The 15,394-nt window shown below is 40.1% G+C and carries 16 protein-coding genes; 3 read left to right on the forward strand and 13 right to left on the reverse strand.

Annotated features, from left to right (window positions below; translation table 11 throughout):
- Nucleotides 1-34 precede the first annotated feature (34 nt).
- From murA to galT, 13 genes are all read right to left on the reverse strand, one after another.
- Nucleotides 35-1,306, reverse strand: coding sequence for a UDP-N-acetylglucosamine 1-carboxyvinyltransferase (murA, locus tag BKL51_RS03180; protein WP_077465298.1), 1,272 nt, complete (start codon nucleotides 1,304-1,306; stop codon nucleotides 35-37).
- Nucleotides 1,307-1,321: 15 nt separating this feature from the next.
- On the reverse strand, nucleotides 1,322-1,579 hold the full coding sequence (locus BKL51_RS03185; protein ID WP_059365575.1) for a BolA family protein: 258 nt from the start codon (nucleotides 1,577-1,579) through the stop codon (nucleotides 1,322-1,324).
- A 13-nt stretch (nucleotides 1,580-1,592) separates the two neighbouring features.
- Complete coding sequence (locus BKL51_RS03190) at nucleotides 1,593-1,928, reverse strand: lipid asymmetry maintenance protein MlaB (RefSeq protein WP_077465299.1); 336 nt, start codon at nucleotides 1,926-1,928, stop codon at nucleotides 1,593-1,595.
- Between the two features lie 4 nt (nucleotides 1,929-1,932).
- Nucleotides 1,933-2,580: a phospholipid-binding protein MlaC gene (gene mlaC, locus BKL51_RS03195; protein ID WP_077465300.1), complete on the reverse strand. Its 648-nt coding sequence runs from the start codon at nucleotides 2,578-2,580 to the stop codon at nucleotides 1,933-1,935.
- A gap of 24 nt (nucleotides 2,581-2,604) precedes the next feature.
- Complete coding sequence (mlaD, locus tag BKL51_RS03200) at nucleotides 2,605-3,111, reverse strand: outer membrane lipid asymmetry maintenance protein MlaD (protein ID WP_077465301.1); 507 nt, start codon at nucleotides 3,109-3,111, stop codon at nucleotides 2,605-2,607.
- Between the two features lie 11 nt (nucleotides 3,112-3,122).
- Nucleotides 3,123-3,905, reverse strand: coding sequence for a lipid asymmetry maintenance ABC transporter permease subunit MlaE (mlaE, locus tag BKL51_RS03205; protein WP_077465302.1), 783 nt, complete (start codon nucleotides 3,903-3,905; stop codon nucleotides 3,123-3,125).
- Nucleotides 3,902-4,696 carry a phospholipid ABC transporter ATP-binding protein MlaF gene (gene mlaF, locus BKL51_RS03210; protein WP_077465303.1) on the reverse strand — a complete coding sequence of 265 codons (795 nt, stop codon included), beginning with the start codon at nucleotides 4,694-4,696 and terminating at the stop codon, nucleotides 3,902-3,904. Before mlaF ends, mlaE begins: the two co-directional genes overlap by 4 nt.
- A gap of 93 nt (nucleotides 4,697-4,789) precedes the next feature.
- Entirely contained in the window at nucleotides 4,790-6,328 is a 1,539-nt protein-coding gene (gene lnt / locus BKL51_RS03215; RefSeq protein WP_077465304.1) for an apolipoprotein N-acyltransferase, read from the reverse strand.
- A 70-nt stretch (nucleotides 6,329-6,398) separates the two neighbouring features.
- Nucleotides 6,399-7,292 carry a CNNM family magnesium/cobalt transport protein CorC gene (gene corC, locus BKL51_RS03220; RefSeq protein ID WP_077465305.1) on the reverse strand — a complete coding sequence of 298 codons (894 nt, stop codon included), beginning with the start codon at nucleotides 7,290-7,292 and terminating at the stop codon, nucleotides 6,399-6,401.
- Between the two features lie 125 nt (nucleotides 7,293-7,417).
- Nucleotides 7,418-8,440, reverse strand: coding sequence for a galactose-1-epimerase (gene galM, locus BKL51_RS03225; RefSeq protein WP_077465306.1), 1,023 nt, complete (start codon nucleotides 8,438-8,440; stop codon nucleotides 7,418-7,420).
- Nucleotides 8,441-8,449: 9 nt separating this feature from the next.
- Entirely contained in the window at nucleotides 8,450-9,604 is a 1,155-nt protein-coding gene (gene galK, locus BKL51_RS03230; protein ID WP_077465307.1) for a galactokinase, read from the reverse strand.
- A gap of 17 nt (nucleotides 9,605-9,621) precedes the next feature.
- Complete coding sequence (locus BKL51_RS03235; protein WP_077465308.1) at nucleotides 9,622-10,236, reverse strand: peptidase E; 615 nt, start codon at nucleotides 10,234-10,236, stop codon at nucleotides 9,622-9,624.
- A gap of 129 nt (nucleotides 10,237-10,365) precedes the next feature.
- A complete protein-coding gene (gene galT, locus BKL51_RS03240; protein WP_077465309.1) occupies nucleotides 10,366-11,409 on the reverse strand; it encodes a galactose-1-phosphate uridylyltransferase in 1,044 nt (347 codons plus the stop codon).
- A gap of 213 nt (nucleotides 11,410-11,622) precedes the next feature.
- Here galT and BKL51_RS03245 point away from each other — a divergent pair, with 213 nt between their 5' ends.
- From BKL51_RS03245 to mglA, 3 genes are all read left to right on the forward strand, one after another.
- A complete protein-coding gene (locus tag BKL51_RS03245; protein ID WP_077465310.1) occupies nucleotides 11,623-12,624 on the forward strand; it encodes a substrate-binding domain-containing protein in 1,002 nt (333 codons plus the stop codon).
- Between the two features lie 176 nt (nucleotides 12,625-12,800).
- Nucleotides 12,801-13,796 carry a galactose/glucose ABC transporter substrate-binding protein MglB gene (gene mglB, locus BKL51_RS03250; RefSeq protein WP_077465311.1) on the forward strand — a complete coding sequence of 332 codons (996 nt, stop codon included), beginning with the start codon at nucleotides 12,801-12,803 and terminating at the stop codon, nucleotides 13,794-13,796.
- A 68-nt stretch (nucleotides 13,797-13,864) separates the two neighbouring features.
- A complete protein-coding gene (mglA, locus tag BKL51_RS03255) occupies nucleotides 13,865-15,385 on the forward strand; it encodes a galactose/methyl galactoside ABC transporter ATP-binding protein MglA (protein WP_077465312.1) in 1,521 nt (506 codons plus the stop codon).
- Nucleotides 15,386-15,394: the final 9 nt, after the last annotated feature.

Genomic DNA, 15,394 nt, shown 5'->3' on the forward strand with positions numbered 1-15,394 from the left:
TCAATTTTGACCGCATTTTTTAAAATGATGAGCGCTAATCTGAGTCTGAAAAACGTTCAATTCTCGCACCTAGACAACGAAGTTTTTCTTCAATATGTTCATAACCTCGGTCAATATGATAAATACGATCAACGATCGTTTCGCCTGTTGCAATACATCCGGCTAAAACCAAACTAATTGAAGCACGCAAATCCGTTGCCATAACTTCCGCACCGGAAAGTTGCTGTACACCGTGGCATATCGCTGTGTTACCTTCAATTTCCGCTTTTCCGCCCATACGGATTAATTCAGGGATATGCATAAAACGATTTTCAAAAATAGTTTCTGTGATGATACTCGTTCCCTGTGCCACCATATTTAATAAAGTAAACTGGGCTTGCATATCTGTTGGGAATCCCGGATGCGGTGCGGTACGAATATTCACAGCTTTCGGACGATTACCAAACATATCCAAAGTAATTGTATTTTCGGTAATATCAACCTGTGCACCTGCTTCACGTAATTTATCAATAACGGCATCCATAGTATCCGCTTTAGTGTTTTTACACACAACCCGTCCGCCGGAAATCGCACCGGCAATTAAAAATGTTCCCGTTTCGATACGATCCGGTACAATACTGTGTTCACAACCGGTTAAACGCGCTACACCTTCAATCGTGATATGATCCGAACCCGCTCCGCTTATTTTTGCACCCATTTTATTAAGGAAGTCCGCCGTATCCACAATCTCCGGCTCACGGGCCGCATTTTCAATCACTGTTTTCCCTTTCGCAAGGGTTGCAGCCATCATAATGGATAACGTTGCGCCTACGCTGACTTTTTCCATGACAATACGCGTACCGATTAAACGATCCGTAACCTGTGCTTTTACATAGCCTTCTTCAAGCGCAATATTCGCCCCCATTTTTTCAAGACCGCTAATATGCAAATCTACCGGACGTGCGCCGATTGAACAACCGCCGGGCAATGAAACCTGCCCTTGACAAAAACGAGCAACTAACGGTGCAAGCGCCCAAATTGAAGCCCGCATTGTTTTCACTAAATCATAAGGTGCAATGAAATGATCAATTTTTGATGCATCGAGCAATACAGCACCACTTTCATCACGTTCTGCCATCACGCCAAGTTTACGTAAAATTTTAAGGGTAGTTTCAATATCTTTGAGTTCCGGCACATTCGTCAATTTTACCGGTTCGGTAGCTAAGATTGAGGCAAAAAGAATCGGGAGAGCTGCATTTTTAGCACCTGAGATGGTTACCGTACCGCTTAAACGGGAAGAACCACCATAAACACGAAATTTTTCCATGGTAGAAATCCTAATTTAACTGGATTGATGTAAAAGGCGATCCATTTTCCACTTTTCAGTGGTATAGGTCTTGATGGTTAATGCATGAATTTCACCTGTTGTGAAATAAGACATTAATGGGGCATAAATAGTTTGTTGCTGTTTGACCTTTGACAAAGCTGCAATTTCATCACTCACGACTATCACACCAAAATGCGCATTTTCACCCTGAGCATACACTTCGTCAACATTTAAAGTTTCTTTTAAAATTCGTTCAATTTCTTGCAGTTCCATTCGGATTCCCATTTTAATGATGGTCAATAAAAGCTGCGATCCAATCAGAGAGATTGACTAAATCCGCAAGCGTCAATAATTGTTGGGGGGGATTAACTAAGCGCACCGTTTTATTAGGCAATTGTTTACTGATATGCAAAAAATCACAAACGAGTACAAAACCTGCAGAGTCTATTTTTGTGATCGCCGTTAAATCCCATTCGATAATTGATTGGCTTAACTTAGCTTCAGATAAAAAAGAAGCACGTTGCTGCCACAAGGCTAACAACGTGTTGCGAGATAGCTCCCCAGAAAATCGGATTGCTATCTTATCATTATTTTGAACCAAATCCCAATTTAATCTTGTCATGAGATTACTTGCTTAACGTTACAGGTTGAGCTGCTGATTTTTGAATTTGAGCCGTTAGCGCATCAATCCCTTGTTGACGTAAAATACCGCTCCATTCGTTTTGTTTAGTTACTACCATGCTCACACCTTCCGCCACCATATCATAGGCTTGCCATTCGCCGGTTTTACTGTTTTTACGCCATTTAAAATCCAACTTAATCGGCGCGGCACCGCCATTTTGAATAATGTTGACGCGAATACTCACTAAATTTTTACCTGTAATATCTTTAGCCGGTTCAATTTGAATATTTTGATTACTGTATGCCGTCAGCACTTGCGCATAAGCCTGCTCAATAAAATCGCCAAACGCTTTGAAGAATTTTTCACGCTGTTCCGGCGTAGTGGATTTAAAATGCGCCCCCAATACTAAAGAGCCGGCATAATTCACCTGTACATAGGGTAATAAATCATTACGCACAATAGTACGCAAATAGTTTGAGTTTTGTTTAATTTTGGCTTGGCTGTTTTTAATGTCCGCAAACAATTTATCCGAAGCTTGCTGCATTAAAACATAAGGGCTGGTTTCCGCCATTGCCGTGCGTGTCATAAAAAGTGCGGTCAGTGCAAACGCTAAAACTGCACACCATCTTTTCAACTGAATGATTTTCATCATAAATCTCCTAACTAAGTATTGTTATTATTTTGCTGTCGGTTCTACGTTTTCCGCATTGCCTTCAGTTTTTTTGTCGCCATAAAGGAATTGACCAATCAAATCTTCCAACACCATAGCTGATTTGGTATCTTGAATTTGGCTACCGTTTTTTAACATTGCGGTTTCACCATCATCAAATCCCATTGTTAATGCAATATATTGCTCGCCCAATAGTCCCGATGTTTTGATCGATAACGAACTATTTTCCGGAATTTCATTATATTCTTCGTTAATAGCGATATTCACTTTCGGTAAGTAGGTTTTCTCGTCTAGGCCAATAGCGGTGACCCGCCCTATCACTACTCCCCCGACTTTTAACGGCGCACGGACTTTTAGTCCGCCGATATTATCAAAAGTTGCAGTCACCGTATAAGATTTATTCTCTCCGAACCCCTGCACATTTGCCACGCGTAAGCCTAAAAACACCAACGCCCCAATACCGAGTAATAAAAATACTCCTACCCAAAATTCATATTTAATCGTTTGTCGCATAAAATATCCTTTTAACCCGCCCCAAACATAATGGCTGTCAAGATAAAATCTAATCCAAGAACCACTAATGAGGCATGAACTACGGTTCGCGTTGTGGCTTGACTGATGCCTTCTGAAGTCGGTATGCAATCATAACCATTAAATAATGCAATCCACACCACTGCAATGGCGAAGAACAGGCTTTTAATAAATCCATTGAGAATATCGTAGCTCCAGCTTACCGCATTTTGCATGACAGACCAGAAACTACCGGCATCAACCCCTTTCCAATCCACACCGACCAGTGAACCGCCCCATATTCCAATCGCAATAAAAATAATGGAAAGAATCGGCATCGCAATAACCCCGGCCCAAAAACGTGGAGCAATAACTCGACGAAGCGGATCAACCGCCATCATTTCAAGACTGGAAAGCTGCTCGGTAGCTTTCATTAAACCGATTTCCGCCGTCAATGCCGAGCCAGCCCGTCCGGCAAATAAAAGTGCGGTCACCACAGGCCCTAATTCCCGTAAAAGCGATAATGCCACAAGCTGACCAAGACTGGTTTCAGCCGAAAAATCAGCTAATACCACATAGCCCTGTAATCCCAAGACCATACCGATAAATAAGCCGGATAACATCACAATTAACAACGATTGCACACCTAAAACGTGCAACTGTTTAATCAATAACGGGAAATGTTGGCGAATTTGCGGTTTGCCGACCAAAGCCCCGAACAACATGAAACCGGCCCGACCTAGTGCTCGGAAAAAACGAATGACACGTCGTCCAAGAGAAGAAATCATCTCAATCATTGAAATAACTCCCCGATATAATTTTCTGCCGAATAATGAAATTTCACCGGCCCATCCGCTTCCCCCTTTAAAAATTGCAATACTTGCGGATCTTGGCTCGCCAGTAATTGTTCCGCTGTCCCCTCTGCAATCACCCTTTTATCGGCAATAATATAAGCGTAATCGGCAATACTTAATACTTCTTGAACATCATGCGAAACCACAATAGAAGTTAAATTCAATGCTTCGTTGAAACGCTTAATTAAACTCACGATAACCCCCATACTAATGGGATCTTGTCCTGTAAAGGGTTCATCAAACATAATTAAATCGGGATCCAATGCAATCGCACGGGCAAGTGCGGCACGACGTGCCATACCGCCGGAAAGCTCGGACGGCATCAACTGTGCCGCACCGCGTAAACCGACCGCTTCCAGTTTCATCAATACAATTTGACGAATTAAGCTTTCCGGTAAACGGGTATGCTCCCGAATCGGGAACGCCACATTATCAAAAGTGGAAATATCGGTAAAAAGCGCACCAGATTGAAATAACATCCCCATACGTTTGCGTACTTCGTAAAGTTCACGATTAGAAAGACGACAAATATCTTTATCATCAAACCAAACTTCACCTTGTTCCGGGTGTAACTGTCCGCCAATTAATTTTAACAGTGTGGTTTTTCCGATGCCCGAAGGCCCCATAATTGCCGTAATTTTTCCTTTTCGAACTTTCAAATTCAAGTTATCGTAAATCATACGCTCCCCCCGCTTAAAGGTAAGGTTTTTGACTTCGATTAGATTTTGCTCCATTCAAATCTCATTTTAGTTGGGTGATTTTTCAAATCATCGATTATATTTAATTTCGTGATGAATAAACTCATCAATAAAGTGCGGTCGTTTTGACTATTGTTTTTGTGAAAGGTTCATACGTTGACGAACAAATGCCATCGTCCCATGTAACAATAAAAGCAACAATGATAGTCCATAAAGCGGTAGATTACCCAATACAGAATAAGGCGTTTTACCTTCGGTCGGTGCAATTTTATGGGTCAACGTTGTTTCGACAAATTGCGGCGCTTGTGCCAGAATTTCCCCCATTGAACTAATAAACACCGAAATTCCCGTATTGGTCGCACGAATTAAAGGTTTGCCTAATTCCAATGCCCGCATTCTCGCCATTTGTAAATGCTGCCAAGGTCCAATAGAATCACCAAACCAAGCGTCATTGGAAATTGTCAGTAGATAATCGGTTTCTTTTTTCAAATTTTCCCGTACTTGTTCACCAAAGATAATTTCATAACAAATCGCCGGTGAAAAAGCACGTTTTTTCGCCATAAAAGAAGGCTGTAGCGCTTCACCGCTTTGGAAAGCCGACATCGGCAAATTAAACACGGAATTTAACGGACGTAATAAATTTTCCAACGGAACATATTCGCCAAATGGTACCAGATGATGTTTATTGTAACGATTTGGCGTATCTAATCGATAAGGAAAATCAGGATTACCGGCAATCACAATAGAATTCAACAATTTGCCCGATTGCTCATCCTGATACACCGTACCAATCATAATTTCCGTATTGTTTTCTTGTGCGACACGATCAAGCCTGTCAAAAAAAGGAACAATCGAATTTTCTAAGGTAGGCAACGCTGATTCGGGCAAAATAATCAAATCGCTTTTCCCTAAATTTTCTGCAATTAATTTTTGGTAGATCGCTAAGGTTGAATAGAGATACTCGGGATCCCACTTTAGATTTTGCTCAATATTGCCTTGCACAAGCGTAACTTTCAGGGATTTATCCTCTACTGATTTCACAAAAATAATTTTTTGAGCATAACTAGCCAGCCCACAAACAACAGCAAGTAGCAGCACATTCGCCACTAATAATTTAATTTTTCTTTCTTTAAATAAGACAAAAATACCGTTAAAAATGACCGCACTTGCCCACACGGTAAAGAAGGTTAATCCGCTCACGCCAAAGATAGGGGCAATACCGGAAAACGGGCTGTCTATTTGCGTGTAACCGAATTGTAACCAAGGAAAACCGGTAAATACCCAACCGCGAAGAAATTCCGTAAACGTCCAAATTACCGCAAAAATAGCCGCACTTTTTACCTGAAAACGATGTACGAGATAGGTGAATAACATAGGATAAAGGGCAAGATAAGCAGAAAGCAAACCGACTAGAAAGTAGCTTACGCCTAGAGAAGCGCCGCCGAATTGATGAATGCTGACATTCAGCCAGCTAACCCCAAAACAAAAAAAACCCATTGACCATAAAAACGCACCCAAAAGTGCGGTGAATTTTTTCGGGGTTTTAGCAATATAAATTAAACCCAACAAAGAAACATACGCCAATCCCCAATAATCAAAAGGCGAAAAAGCAAAAACACCGAGTAAGCCGGAAAAAAAAGCAACAAAATAAATAAATAAATTTTTCATCTAATTTCAATATCACAAAAAGATTCCCCCCAATAAAGTGAGGGGGGGAAATTAATCGGAGAAGGTTAACCTATTCGTTTTCTATGTTTTTCATATCCGATAAATGTTCGTCCGGCACGGTTACGCGTAACTGGATCAAACGACGGCTGTCTGCAGAAGTAACTTTAAATTGCAGATTTTCCAAGGCAATTTCTTCACCACGTTTCGGCAAATAACCAAAAGCCTGCATAACTAAACCACCAATGGTATCGACTTCTTCATCATTAAAACGCGTTTTAAATTGTTCATTGAAATCATCAATGTCCGTCAGGGCGCGTACTGCATAAGTATGACGGGAAAGCTGGCGAATATCGGCAATATCTTCTTCATCAAATTCATCTTCAATATCGCCCACAATTTGTTCCAAAATATCTTCAATAGTAATCAAACCCGATACTGCGCCAAACTCATCCACTACAATCGCCATATGAAAACGTTCCGAACGGAAATCTTTTAACATTCTATCTACACGTTTGCTTTCCGGTACGATCACTGCCGGACGTAAAAGTTTCGACATCTCAAATTCTTCCGCATCTGCACGCAAGAATTTCAGCAAATCTTTTGCATGTAAGATCCCTGCGATATTATCTCGATCATCCGCATCTGCAATGACGGGAAAGCGTGAGTGCGCCGATTCAATAATAATATTTAAGCAAGAATTTAAATCCTGTTCGCTTTCTATGAAAATAATTTGTGAACGAGGAATCATAATATCGCGTACCCGAAGCTCGGCGATTTCCATCACGCCCTCAATCATTTCGCGGGTATTTTGATCAATTAAATCGTTTTGCTCGGAGTCACGAATCACTTCCACCAGTTCTTCACGATTTTTCAACTCTCCTTGAAAAAATCGGCCGAATAAAGATCGGAAAAAAGATTTTTTAGTGTTCTCCGATTGAATTAAATTTTGCTGTTCGTCACTCATAATTTTATTTTGACTAGACTAAATCCGCCTCAGAAAAGTATCATATTTTGACTAAGTTCGCAAAGTGGAAAGCATAGAAAAGTAAAGTGCGGTAAAAAATATACTCATTTTTACCGCACTTAATCTTATAAAAACTTAAACTCCGCCCACTGATAATATCGTTCATTGGCTTTTTGAATCCCGCCGTAATTTTGCCATTCGGGGTGATTCGGAGTATCCGGTAAACATTGGGTTTCCAAAGCAATACCTGCAAAATCGCCGTACTCTCCTCCACTACGGTTCGGCACGCCTGCAAAATAATTTCCCGTATAAACCTGCAACGCAGCTTGAGATGTTCGTACTTCAAGTCTTAAATCCTCATTCGGAGAGATCAGCAGGACACAAGGCTTTTGCCAAGCCTTATTAACGATAAAAGCGTGATCATAACCTTTGGTCGCTTTCTGATCACCTTGTAGAAAATCCTGCTTAATCGGCTTGATCAGACGAAAATCAAAACTTGTTCCGACCACATGTTTAAGCGGGGAATTCGGAATACCCTCATTGTTTACCGGTAAATAAAAATCCGCATTCAAACGTAGGTGATGTTCGCGTATATCCGATCCTTGTGCGGCATTTTCTAAATTAAAATAGGCGTGATTGGTGAGATTCAATGCAGTGTCTTTATCACTCAATCCTTCATATTCAATTTTGACGGAATTATCTTCCGTAAGCGTGTAACTGACGGTTACCTTCACATTTCCCGGGAAACCTTGATCGCCATCGGCAGAATTTAACGAAAAACAAACGAAATTATCACCGCACTTTTCAATTCCCCAACGGCGTTGATCAAAACCTTTCCCACCGTGAAGTTGATGCTTGCCTTGATTGGCTGCCAATTGGATAGTTTCACCGTTTAACTCAAACTGTGCGTTTGCAATACGATTGGCATAACGCCCAATACATGCCCCCAAATAAGCCTGTTGGTTCGGGTAATCTTCTACTTTGCAACCCAATAATACTTCTCGCAATTCACCACATACCGGCACTTGACAAGATAACCAAGTAGCCCCCCAATCCATCAATTTGATCCGCATTCCCTTTTCATTTTGTATAGAAATGAGCTGATAAGGGTGACCGTCAGGAGCATTAAACATTGTCTTTTCCAGCATTGATTCTCCTTAAATCACTCGCACGCCTTGTGAAGCACGGCACACATAAAAGGTTTCTTTTAATCCGGTTGTTTTTTCATAATTCTCGGCAATAATTTTGCGCACTGCCTCTACTTTATCCTGTGGTGCAAGGGCTACGATACAACCGCCAAAACCGCCCCCAGTCATTCTTGCCCCACCTTGTTTACCAAGAACTAATTGTGCTAACTCTACCAAATAATCAATTTGCGGCACGGTAATTTCAAAATCGTCACGCATTGAATCATGAGATTGCCCCATTAATTCGCCTAATCGGATCAAATCGTTACCTATTAACGCCTCCACTGCATCCAATACCCGCTGATTTTCCGTCACCACATGGCGGGCACGTTTTGCCACGATAGGATCAAGTGCGGTCAATTCTGCCTCTTTTTCTTTAAATTGAGATACAGACACATCACGCAACGCTTTCACACCGAAAAATGCCGCCGCTTTTTCACATTGCTGACGGCGTGTATTGTATTCGCCCGTCACTAAATCGTGCGGTACATTAGAATTAACAATAATCACCGCAACGTCATCCGGTACCGGAGTCGGTGTTGTTTCAAGGCTTCGGCAGTCAATCATCAAAAGATGATCTTGTTGCCCAAGCGCAGAAATAAGCTGATCCATATTGCCACAATTCGCCCCGACAAATTTATTTTCGGCTTTTTGACCATTTAGTGCAATATCAATATGTGAAATGGGTAAATCCGCCAATTGTTGGCAAAATTTCCCCACAGCCACTTCAAGTGCCGCCGATGAACTTAAACCGGAAGAAAGCGGTACGTTACCTGAAATGACAAGATCCGCTCCTTGGTTAAAATAAGCGTAACGTTCTTGCATAAACTTCACCACGCCACGTACATAATTCGCCCATTTATGCGGGCTTTTTTCGATTGTTTCCTTAATAGAAAATTCATCGATTTCATCCAAATCCGCCGCATAAACACGCCAAATATGATCATCGCGTTTTTTACCGCTCACCGCTGTGCCAAAATTAATCGCACAAGGCATCACAAAGCCTTCATTGTAATCCGTATGTTCCCCAATAATATTTACTCGACCGGGTGCGTAAACGGTGAGCGTATGTTTTGTATTAAATTTCTGAGTGAAAACATGTTGGGATTTTTCTATTGGTGTCATAAATATATCCTTAATTATTACAGGGATTTGAGAATAACTTGATTATCACGTATAAGTAATGCTTCATTATTACTGATAGGAAATAACGGCAAAATAGACGAATAAGTATCGACTATTTTCTGCGCCGCTTTTTGAAACGGAAAATTTGTATAATGAGGAACGGTATAAAAAGAAACCAGATTCAATGCATCGAAATTTTCTAGATGAGGGGCTTTCTTGATACTATCCATTGCAATCGCATATTCAACATTGGGCGATACAACCATCGCGCCGGCTGATTCGCCAATATAAACTTTCCCCGCATTTACCTCTTCAATGATTATTTTATCCGCTCCTGTTCGTTTTAACTCCTGTAATAAGAAAAAAGTATTCCCTCCGGTAACATAAATAAATTCATTATTTTTTAATTTAGCTTTGATTTCTTTAGGTTCTGATGTAGAAATTTCTAAAATATCGACTTTCAATCCTAATTTTTCAAGTACTTTTTTTCCGGAAGCTACATAAAAAACCACTTTTTCTACAATACTTGCCGTAGGGATAAAGGTTACTGTTTTACCTTTTAAATCCCGCTTAAAATCAGCAAATACTGTGGCTACATCTTTAAATGATGAAGATAAAAATAATTCCTTCATATTTATTCCTCGTCTATGATTGCTATCGCCATCTGTTTGGAATAAAAAGTGCGGTTATTTTTCACTGTGTTTTTAGTCCGCCACATTTATCATCTCTAACCGCCTTCTATTATGAGTAGAAGCCAAATCCTATCGCATTTTATAGTGTATTTCACTCAATGCACGGAGCCTTTCCGCAGCCTGCTCTGCGGTTAAATCACGTTGGCTTTCGCCAAGCATTTCATACCCCACCATAAATTTTCGTACTGTGGCGGATCGTAAAAGCGGCGGATAAAAATGTGCATGGAGTTGCCAGTGCTCATTTTCTTCCTCATTAAAAGGCGCAGCGTGAAATCCCATAGAATAAGGAAAAGAGATTTCAAATAAATTGTCGTATTTTGTGGTTAGTTTTTTCAGAATGAGGGCTAAATCTTTAGCTTGTGCTTCGCTAAGCTCCGTTAAACGCTTGATATGTGTTTTTGGTAACAGCAAGGTTTCAAACGGCCAAACCGCCCAATAAGGGACAACCGCTACCCAATGCTCGGTTTCCACAACAATCCGCTCTTTTAATTCAAGCTCACGCCTTACATAATCCAATAACATAACAGAACCGTATTTTTGCCAATAATGAAGTTGGCTTTGATCTTCGCGAACCACCTCATTCGGTAAGAAACTGCTTGCCCAAATTTGACCATGAGGATGAGGGTTAGAACACCCCATCGTTGCCCCTTTATTTTCAAAAATTTGTACCCATTGATATTTTGCGCCAAGCTCACGAAGTTGCATTTGCCAAACTTTAATCACTTCTTCAATTTCAAGTGCGGTCAATAATGGCAAAGTTTTACTGTGATCCGGTGAAAAGCAAATTACCCGGCTTTCTCCACGAGCTTGTGAACTTTGAAAAAGCGGATCATCCGATTTTTCCGGTGCGGGCGTATCCTCCAGAAGGGCAGAAAAATCATTTTTAAATACATAAGGTTTATCATAATCAGGGTTTAACTCCTCCGTAATACGTTTGTTACGCGGGCAAAGATAGCAATTCGGCTCATGACTTGGTTTCCGTTCTTCTATCACTTTCTCTTGTTGTCCCTGCCATGGGCGTTTGGCTCTATGTGGTGAAACCAAAACCCATTGATTAATTAACGGATTATAACGGCGATGCGGATGCTCCGTCGGTTCAAATAATCTATCCATATATGGCTCCCTTACTTATTTGTAATCGGTTACATTTAATTACTTCGTAAGATACCTAACTTCTTAATAATAAACCGTGATCCATATCACAAAATTAGAATTTTCAGGGTGATTTTTGTGATCTATATTACAAAATTAAAAAGTAACCGTTTTCAATTCTATACTAAGTTATTATGATGACTAATTATGAATTAAGAAGAAAGAGGGTATATTATGAGTACAATTCATGATGTTGCAAAGCTCGCTAAAGTTTCCGTTGCAACAGTATCTCGTGTGTTAAATAATCATCCGTCAGTCAGTAAAAAAACCCGTCTTTCCGTACAAAATGCGATTTCACAATTAAGTTATCAGCCTAATGCCAATGCACAGGCGCTCGCTGTACAAAATACCGATACGATTGGTGTTGTGGTAACAGATGTCACGGATTCTTTTTTTGCTATTTTAGTGAAAGCAGTGGATAAAGTGGCTGAATCCCATAATAAAACGATTTTAATCGGCATTGGTTATCATCATGCAGAAAAAGAACGCGAGGCGATTAATACGTTATTACGTAAACGTTGCAGCTGCTTGGTCGTTCATTCTAAAGCGCTTTCAGATGAAGAACTTAAAGATTATCTTGATAAAGTGAAAGGAATGGTGGTGATTAACCGTGTCATTAAAGGCTATGAAAATCGTTGCATAAGTTTGGATAATCAAAAAGGTACTTATATTGCAACGGAAATGCTCATTCGGTGCGGGCATAAAAAGATTGCTTATATCGGTTCCAACCATGCTATTTTTGATGAAATTGAGCGTCGAACCGGCTATCTAGAAGCGTTAAAAATGCACAATCACCCCATCGTTAAACACGCAATCGTGCATAATTCTCCAGATTTTGAGGGAGGAGAACAAGCAATGATTGATTTGCTCAGTTACAATAAAGATTTGACCGCTGTCGTTGCTTACAATGATTCTATGGCTGCCGGTGCAATTTCAGTGCTAAATGAAAACAATATCAAGGTTCCAAGTCAGTTTTCCATTATCGGATTTGATGATATGCCGATTGCGCGTTATTTAATCCCTAAACTCACGACAATTCGCTATCCCATTGATTTAATGGCAACTTATGCAGCCAATTTAGCATTAAGTTTAGTTGATGAAAGTATTGCAACTCCCTTAACGATTCAATTTAACCCAACATTGGTTCGCCGTTTTTCTGTAGAGCCGGCAAATTAAAATGTGATAAAGATCACAAATTTTAATATTCCTTTGTAATCGTTTTCATTTATGTGAGTTTGATCACAGACTTACAGGAATTTGCTCAGTATTATGCCAAAGCAGTTATGACAGCTGTCATAATAACATACAGTGTCTTCTTTAATTCACATCAACCTTCCAACTAGGAGTGTTTTATGAAAAAAACAACAATATTAAGTGCAATTGCTTTAGCAGTAGGTTTAGGCTCGGTTACGGCAAGCTATGCAGCCAATAACCGTATTGGAGTCACTATTTATAAATATGATGACAACTTTATGTCATTAATGCGTAAAGAAATTGATAAAGAAGCGAAAACCTTACAAGGCATTGAGTTATTAATGAATGACTCTCAAAATGCCCAATCTATCCAAAATGACCAAGTTGACGTGTTACTTTCTAAAGGCGTGAAAGCGCTTGCAATCAACTTAGTGGATCCGGCTGCCGCACCAACCATTATCGGTAAAGCCAAACCGGATAATATTCCTGTGGTGTTCTTCAATAAAGATCCCGGTGCAAAAGCGATTGGTAGCTATGAACAGGCCTACTATGTCGGTACTGATCCAAAAGAATCAGGCATTATCCAAGGTGAGTTAATTGCAAAACAATGGAAAGCAACACCTGAATTTGATTTAAACAAAGACGGTAAAATCCAATTTGTATTACTAAAAGGCGAACCTGGACATCCTGATGCTGAAGCCCGAACAAAATATGTTATAGACGAATTAAATAAACAAGGTATTCAAACGGAACAATTATTTATTGATACCGGTATGTGGGATGCCGCAATGGCAAAAGACAAAGTGGATGCTTGGTTATCCAGTTCTAAAGCCAATAATATTGAAGTGATAATTTCCAATAATGACGGTATGGCATTAGGTGCATTGGAAGCAACAAAAGCTCACGGTAAAAAATTACCGATTTTCGGTGTCGATGCTTTACCTGAAGCCCTACAACTTATTAAGAAAGGGGAGTTAGCAGGTACAGTATTAAATGACGGAGTAAATCAAGGTAAAGCCGTTGTTCAATTAGCCAATAACCTCGCCCAAGGCAAAACAGCTACCGAAGGCACCAAATGGGAATTAAAAGATCGCGTTGTTCGTATCCCTTATGTAGGTGTGGATAAGGATAATTTAGCTGAATTCTTAAAATAAAACTAATATCAGTGACGTAACCTTTAGGGGGAGTATTTCTACTTCCCCTATTTCAAATGAGGTTGGATATGACAACTCAAGATTTAAGTCAAAACAGTCAAGTGCTGCTTACGATGACCAATGTCAGTAAATCCTTTCCAGGCGTAAAAGCCTTAGATAATGCAAACCTAACCGTCCGTTCTCATTCTGTTCATGCCTTAATGGGAGAAAATGGAGCGGGAAAATCTACATTGTTAAAATGTTTGTTCGGCATTTATGCCAAAGACGAAGGTGAGATTTTTTTCTTAGGTAAACCCGTCAATTTTAAAACATCAAAAGAAGCCCTAGAAAATGGTATTTCTATGGTGCACCAAGAACTCAATCTCGTGCGCCAAACCAGTGTCATGGACAACCTTTGGCTCGGACGCTATCCGCTAAAAGGCCCCTTTGTCGATCATGCTAAAATGTATCATGATACCAAAGCGATTTTTGATGAATTGGAGATTGATGTCGATCCAAAAGAAAAAGTCGCCAAACTTTCTGTTTCTCAAATGCAGATGATCGAGATTGCCAAAGCATTCTCTTACGATGCCAAAATTGTCATTATGGATGAACCCACATCCTCGCTTTCTGAAAAAGAAGTTGAACATCTGTTTAAAATTATTCAAAAATTAAAAGATCGCGGCTGCGGCATTATTTACATTTCTCACAAAATGGATGAAATTTTTAAAATTTGTGACGAAATTACTATTTTACGTGATGGGAAGTGGATCAATACCGTACCGGTAAAAACTTCCAGTATGGAACAAATTGTTTCAATGATGGTAGGACGCGAACTTACTCAACGTTTCCCTGAAAAAACGAATATCCCAAAAGAAGTTGTTCTTCAAGTCGAACATTTAACTGCCATGAATCAACCTTCTATTCAAGATGTTTCTTTTGAATTGCGTAAGGGTGAAATTTTAGGTATTGCAGGTCTAGTCGGTGCAAAACGTACAGATATTGTCGAAGCTATTTTCGGCGTACGCGAACTCAAAAGCGGTACGATTAAGCTGTACGATAAAATTGTCAAAAATCGAACCGCACTTGAAGCGATTAACAACGGTTTTGCACTTGTCACCGAAGAACGCCGCACCACCGGGATCTACTCCAATCTAAGCATTGAATTCAATTCATTGATTTCAAATATGAAATCTTATCTTACGCCTTGGAAGTTACTTAGCAATAAGAAAATGCGGAGTGATACCCAATGGGTAATTGATTCTATGAATGTAAAAACGCCTTCACACAAAACCACGATTGGTTCACTTTCCGGCGGCAATCAACAAAAAGTCATTATCGGTCGTTGGTTACTTACCCAACCGGAAATTTTGATGCTTGATGAACCAACCCGAGGCATTGATATCGGTGCTAAATTTGAAATTTACCAGCTCATTCAAGAGCTTGCCAAAAAAGACAAAGGCATCATTATGATTTCCTCTGAGATGCCGGAGTTATTAGGGACAACCGATAGAATTCTCGTAATGAGTAACGGTCGGGTTGCCGGTATTGTAGAGACTGCAAAAACTTCTCAGGAAGAAATTTTGCAGTTGGCGGCGAAATATTTATAACAACATAAG

The organism is Rodentibacter sp. Ppn85, from assembly GCF_001999335.1.
GTDB lineage: Bacteria > Pseudomonadota > Gammaproteobacteria > Enterobacterales > Pasteurellaceae > Rodentibacter.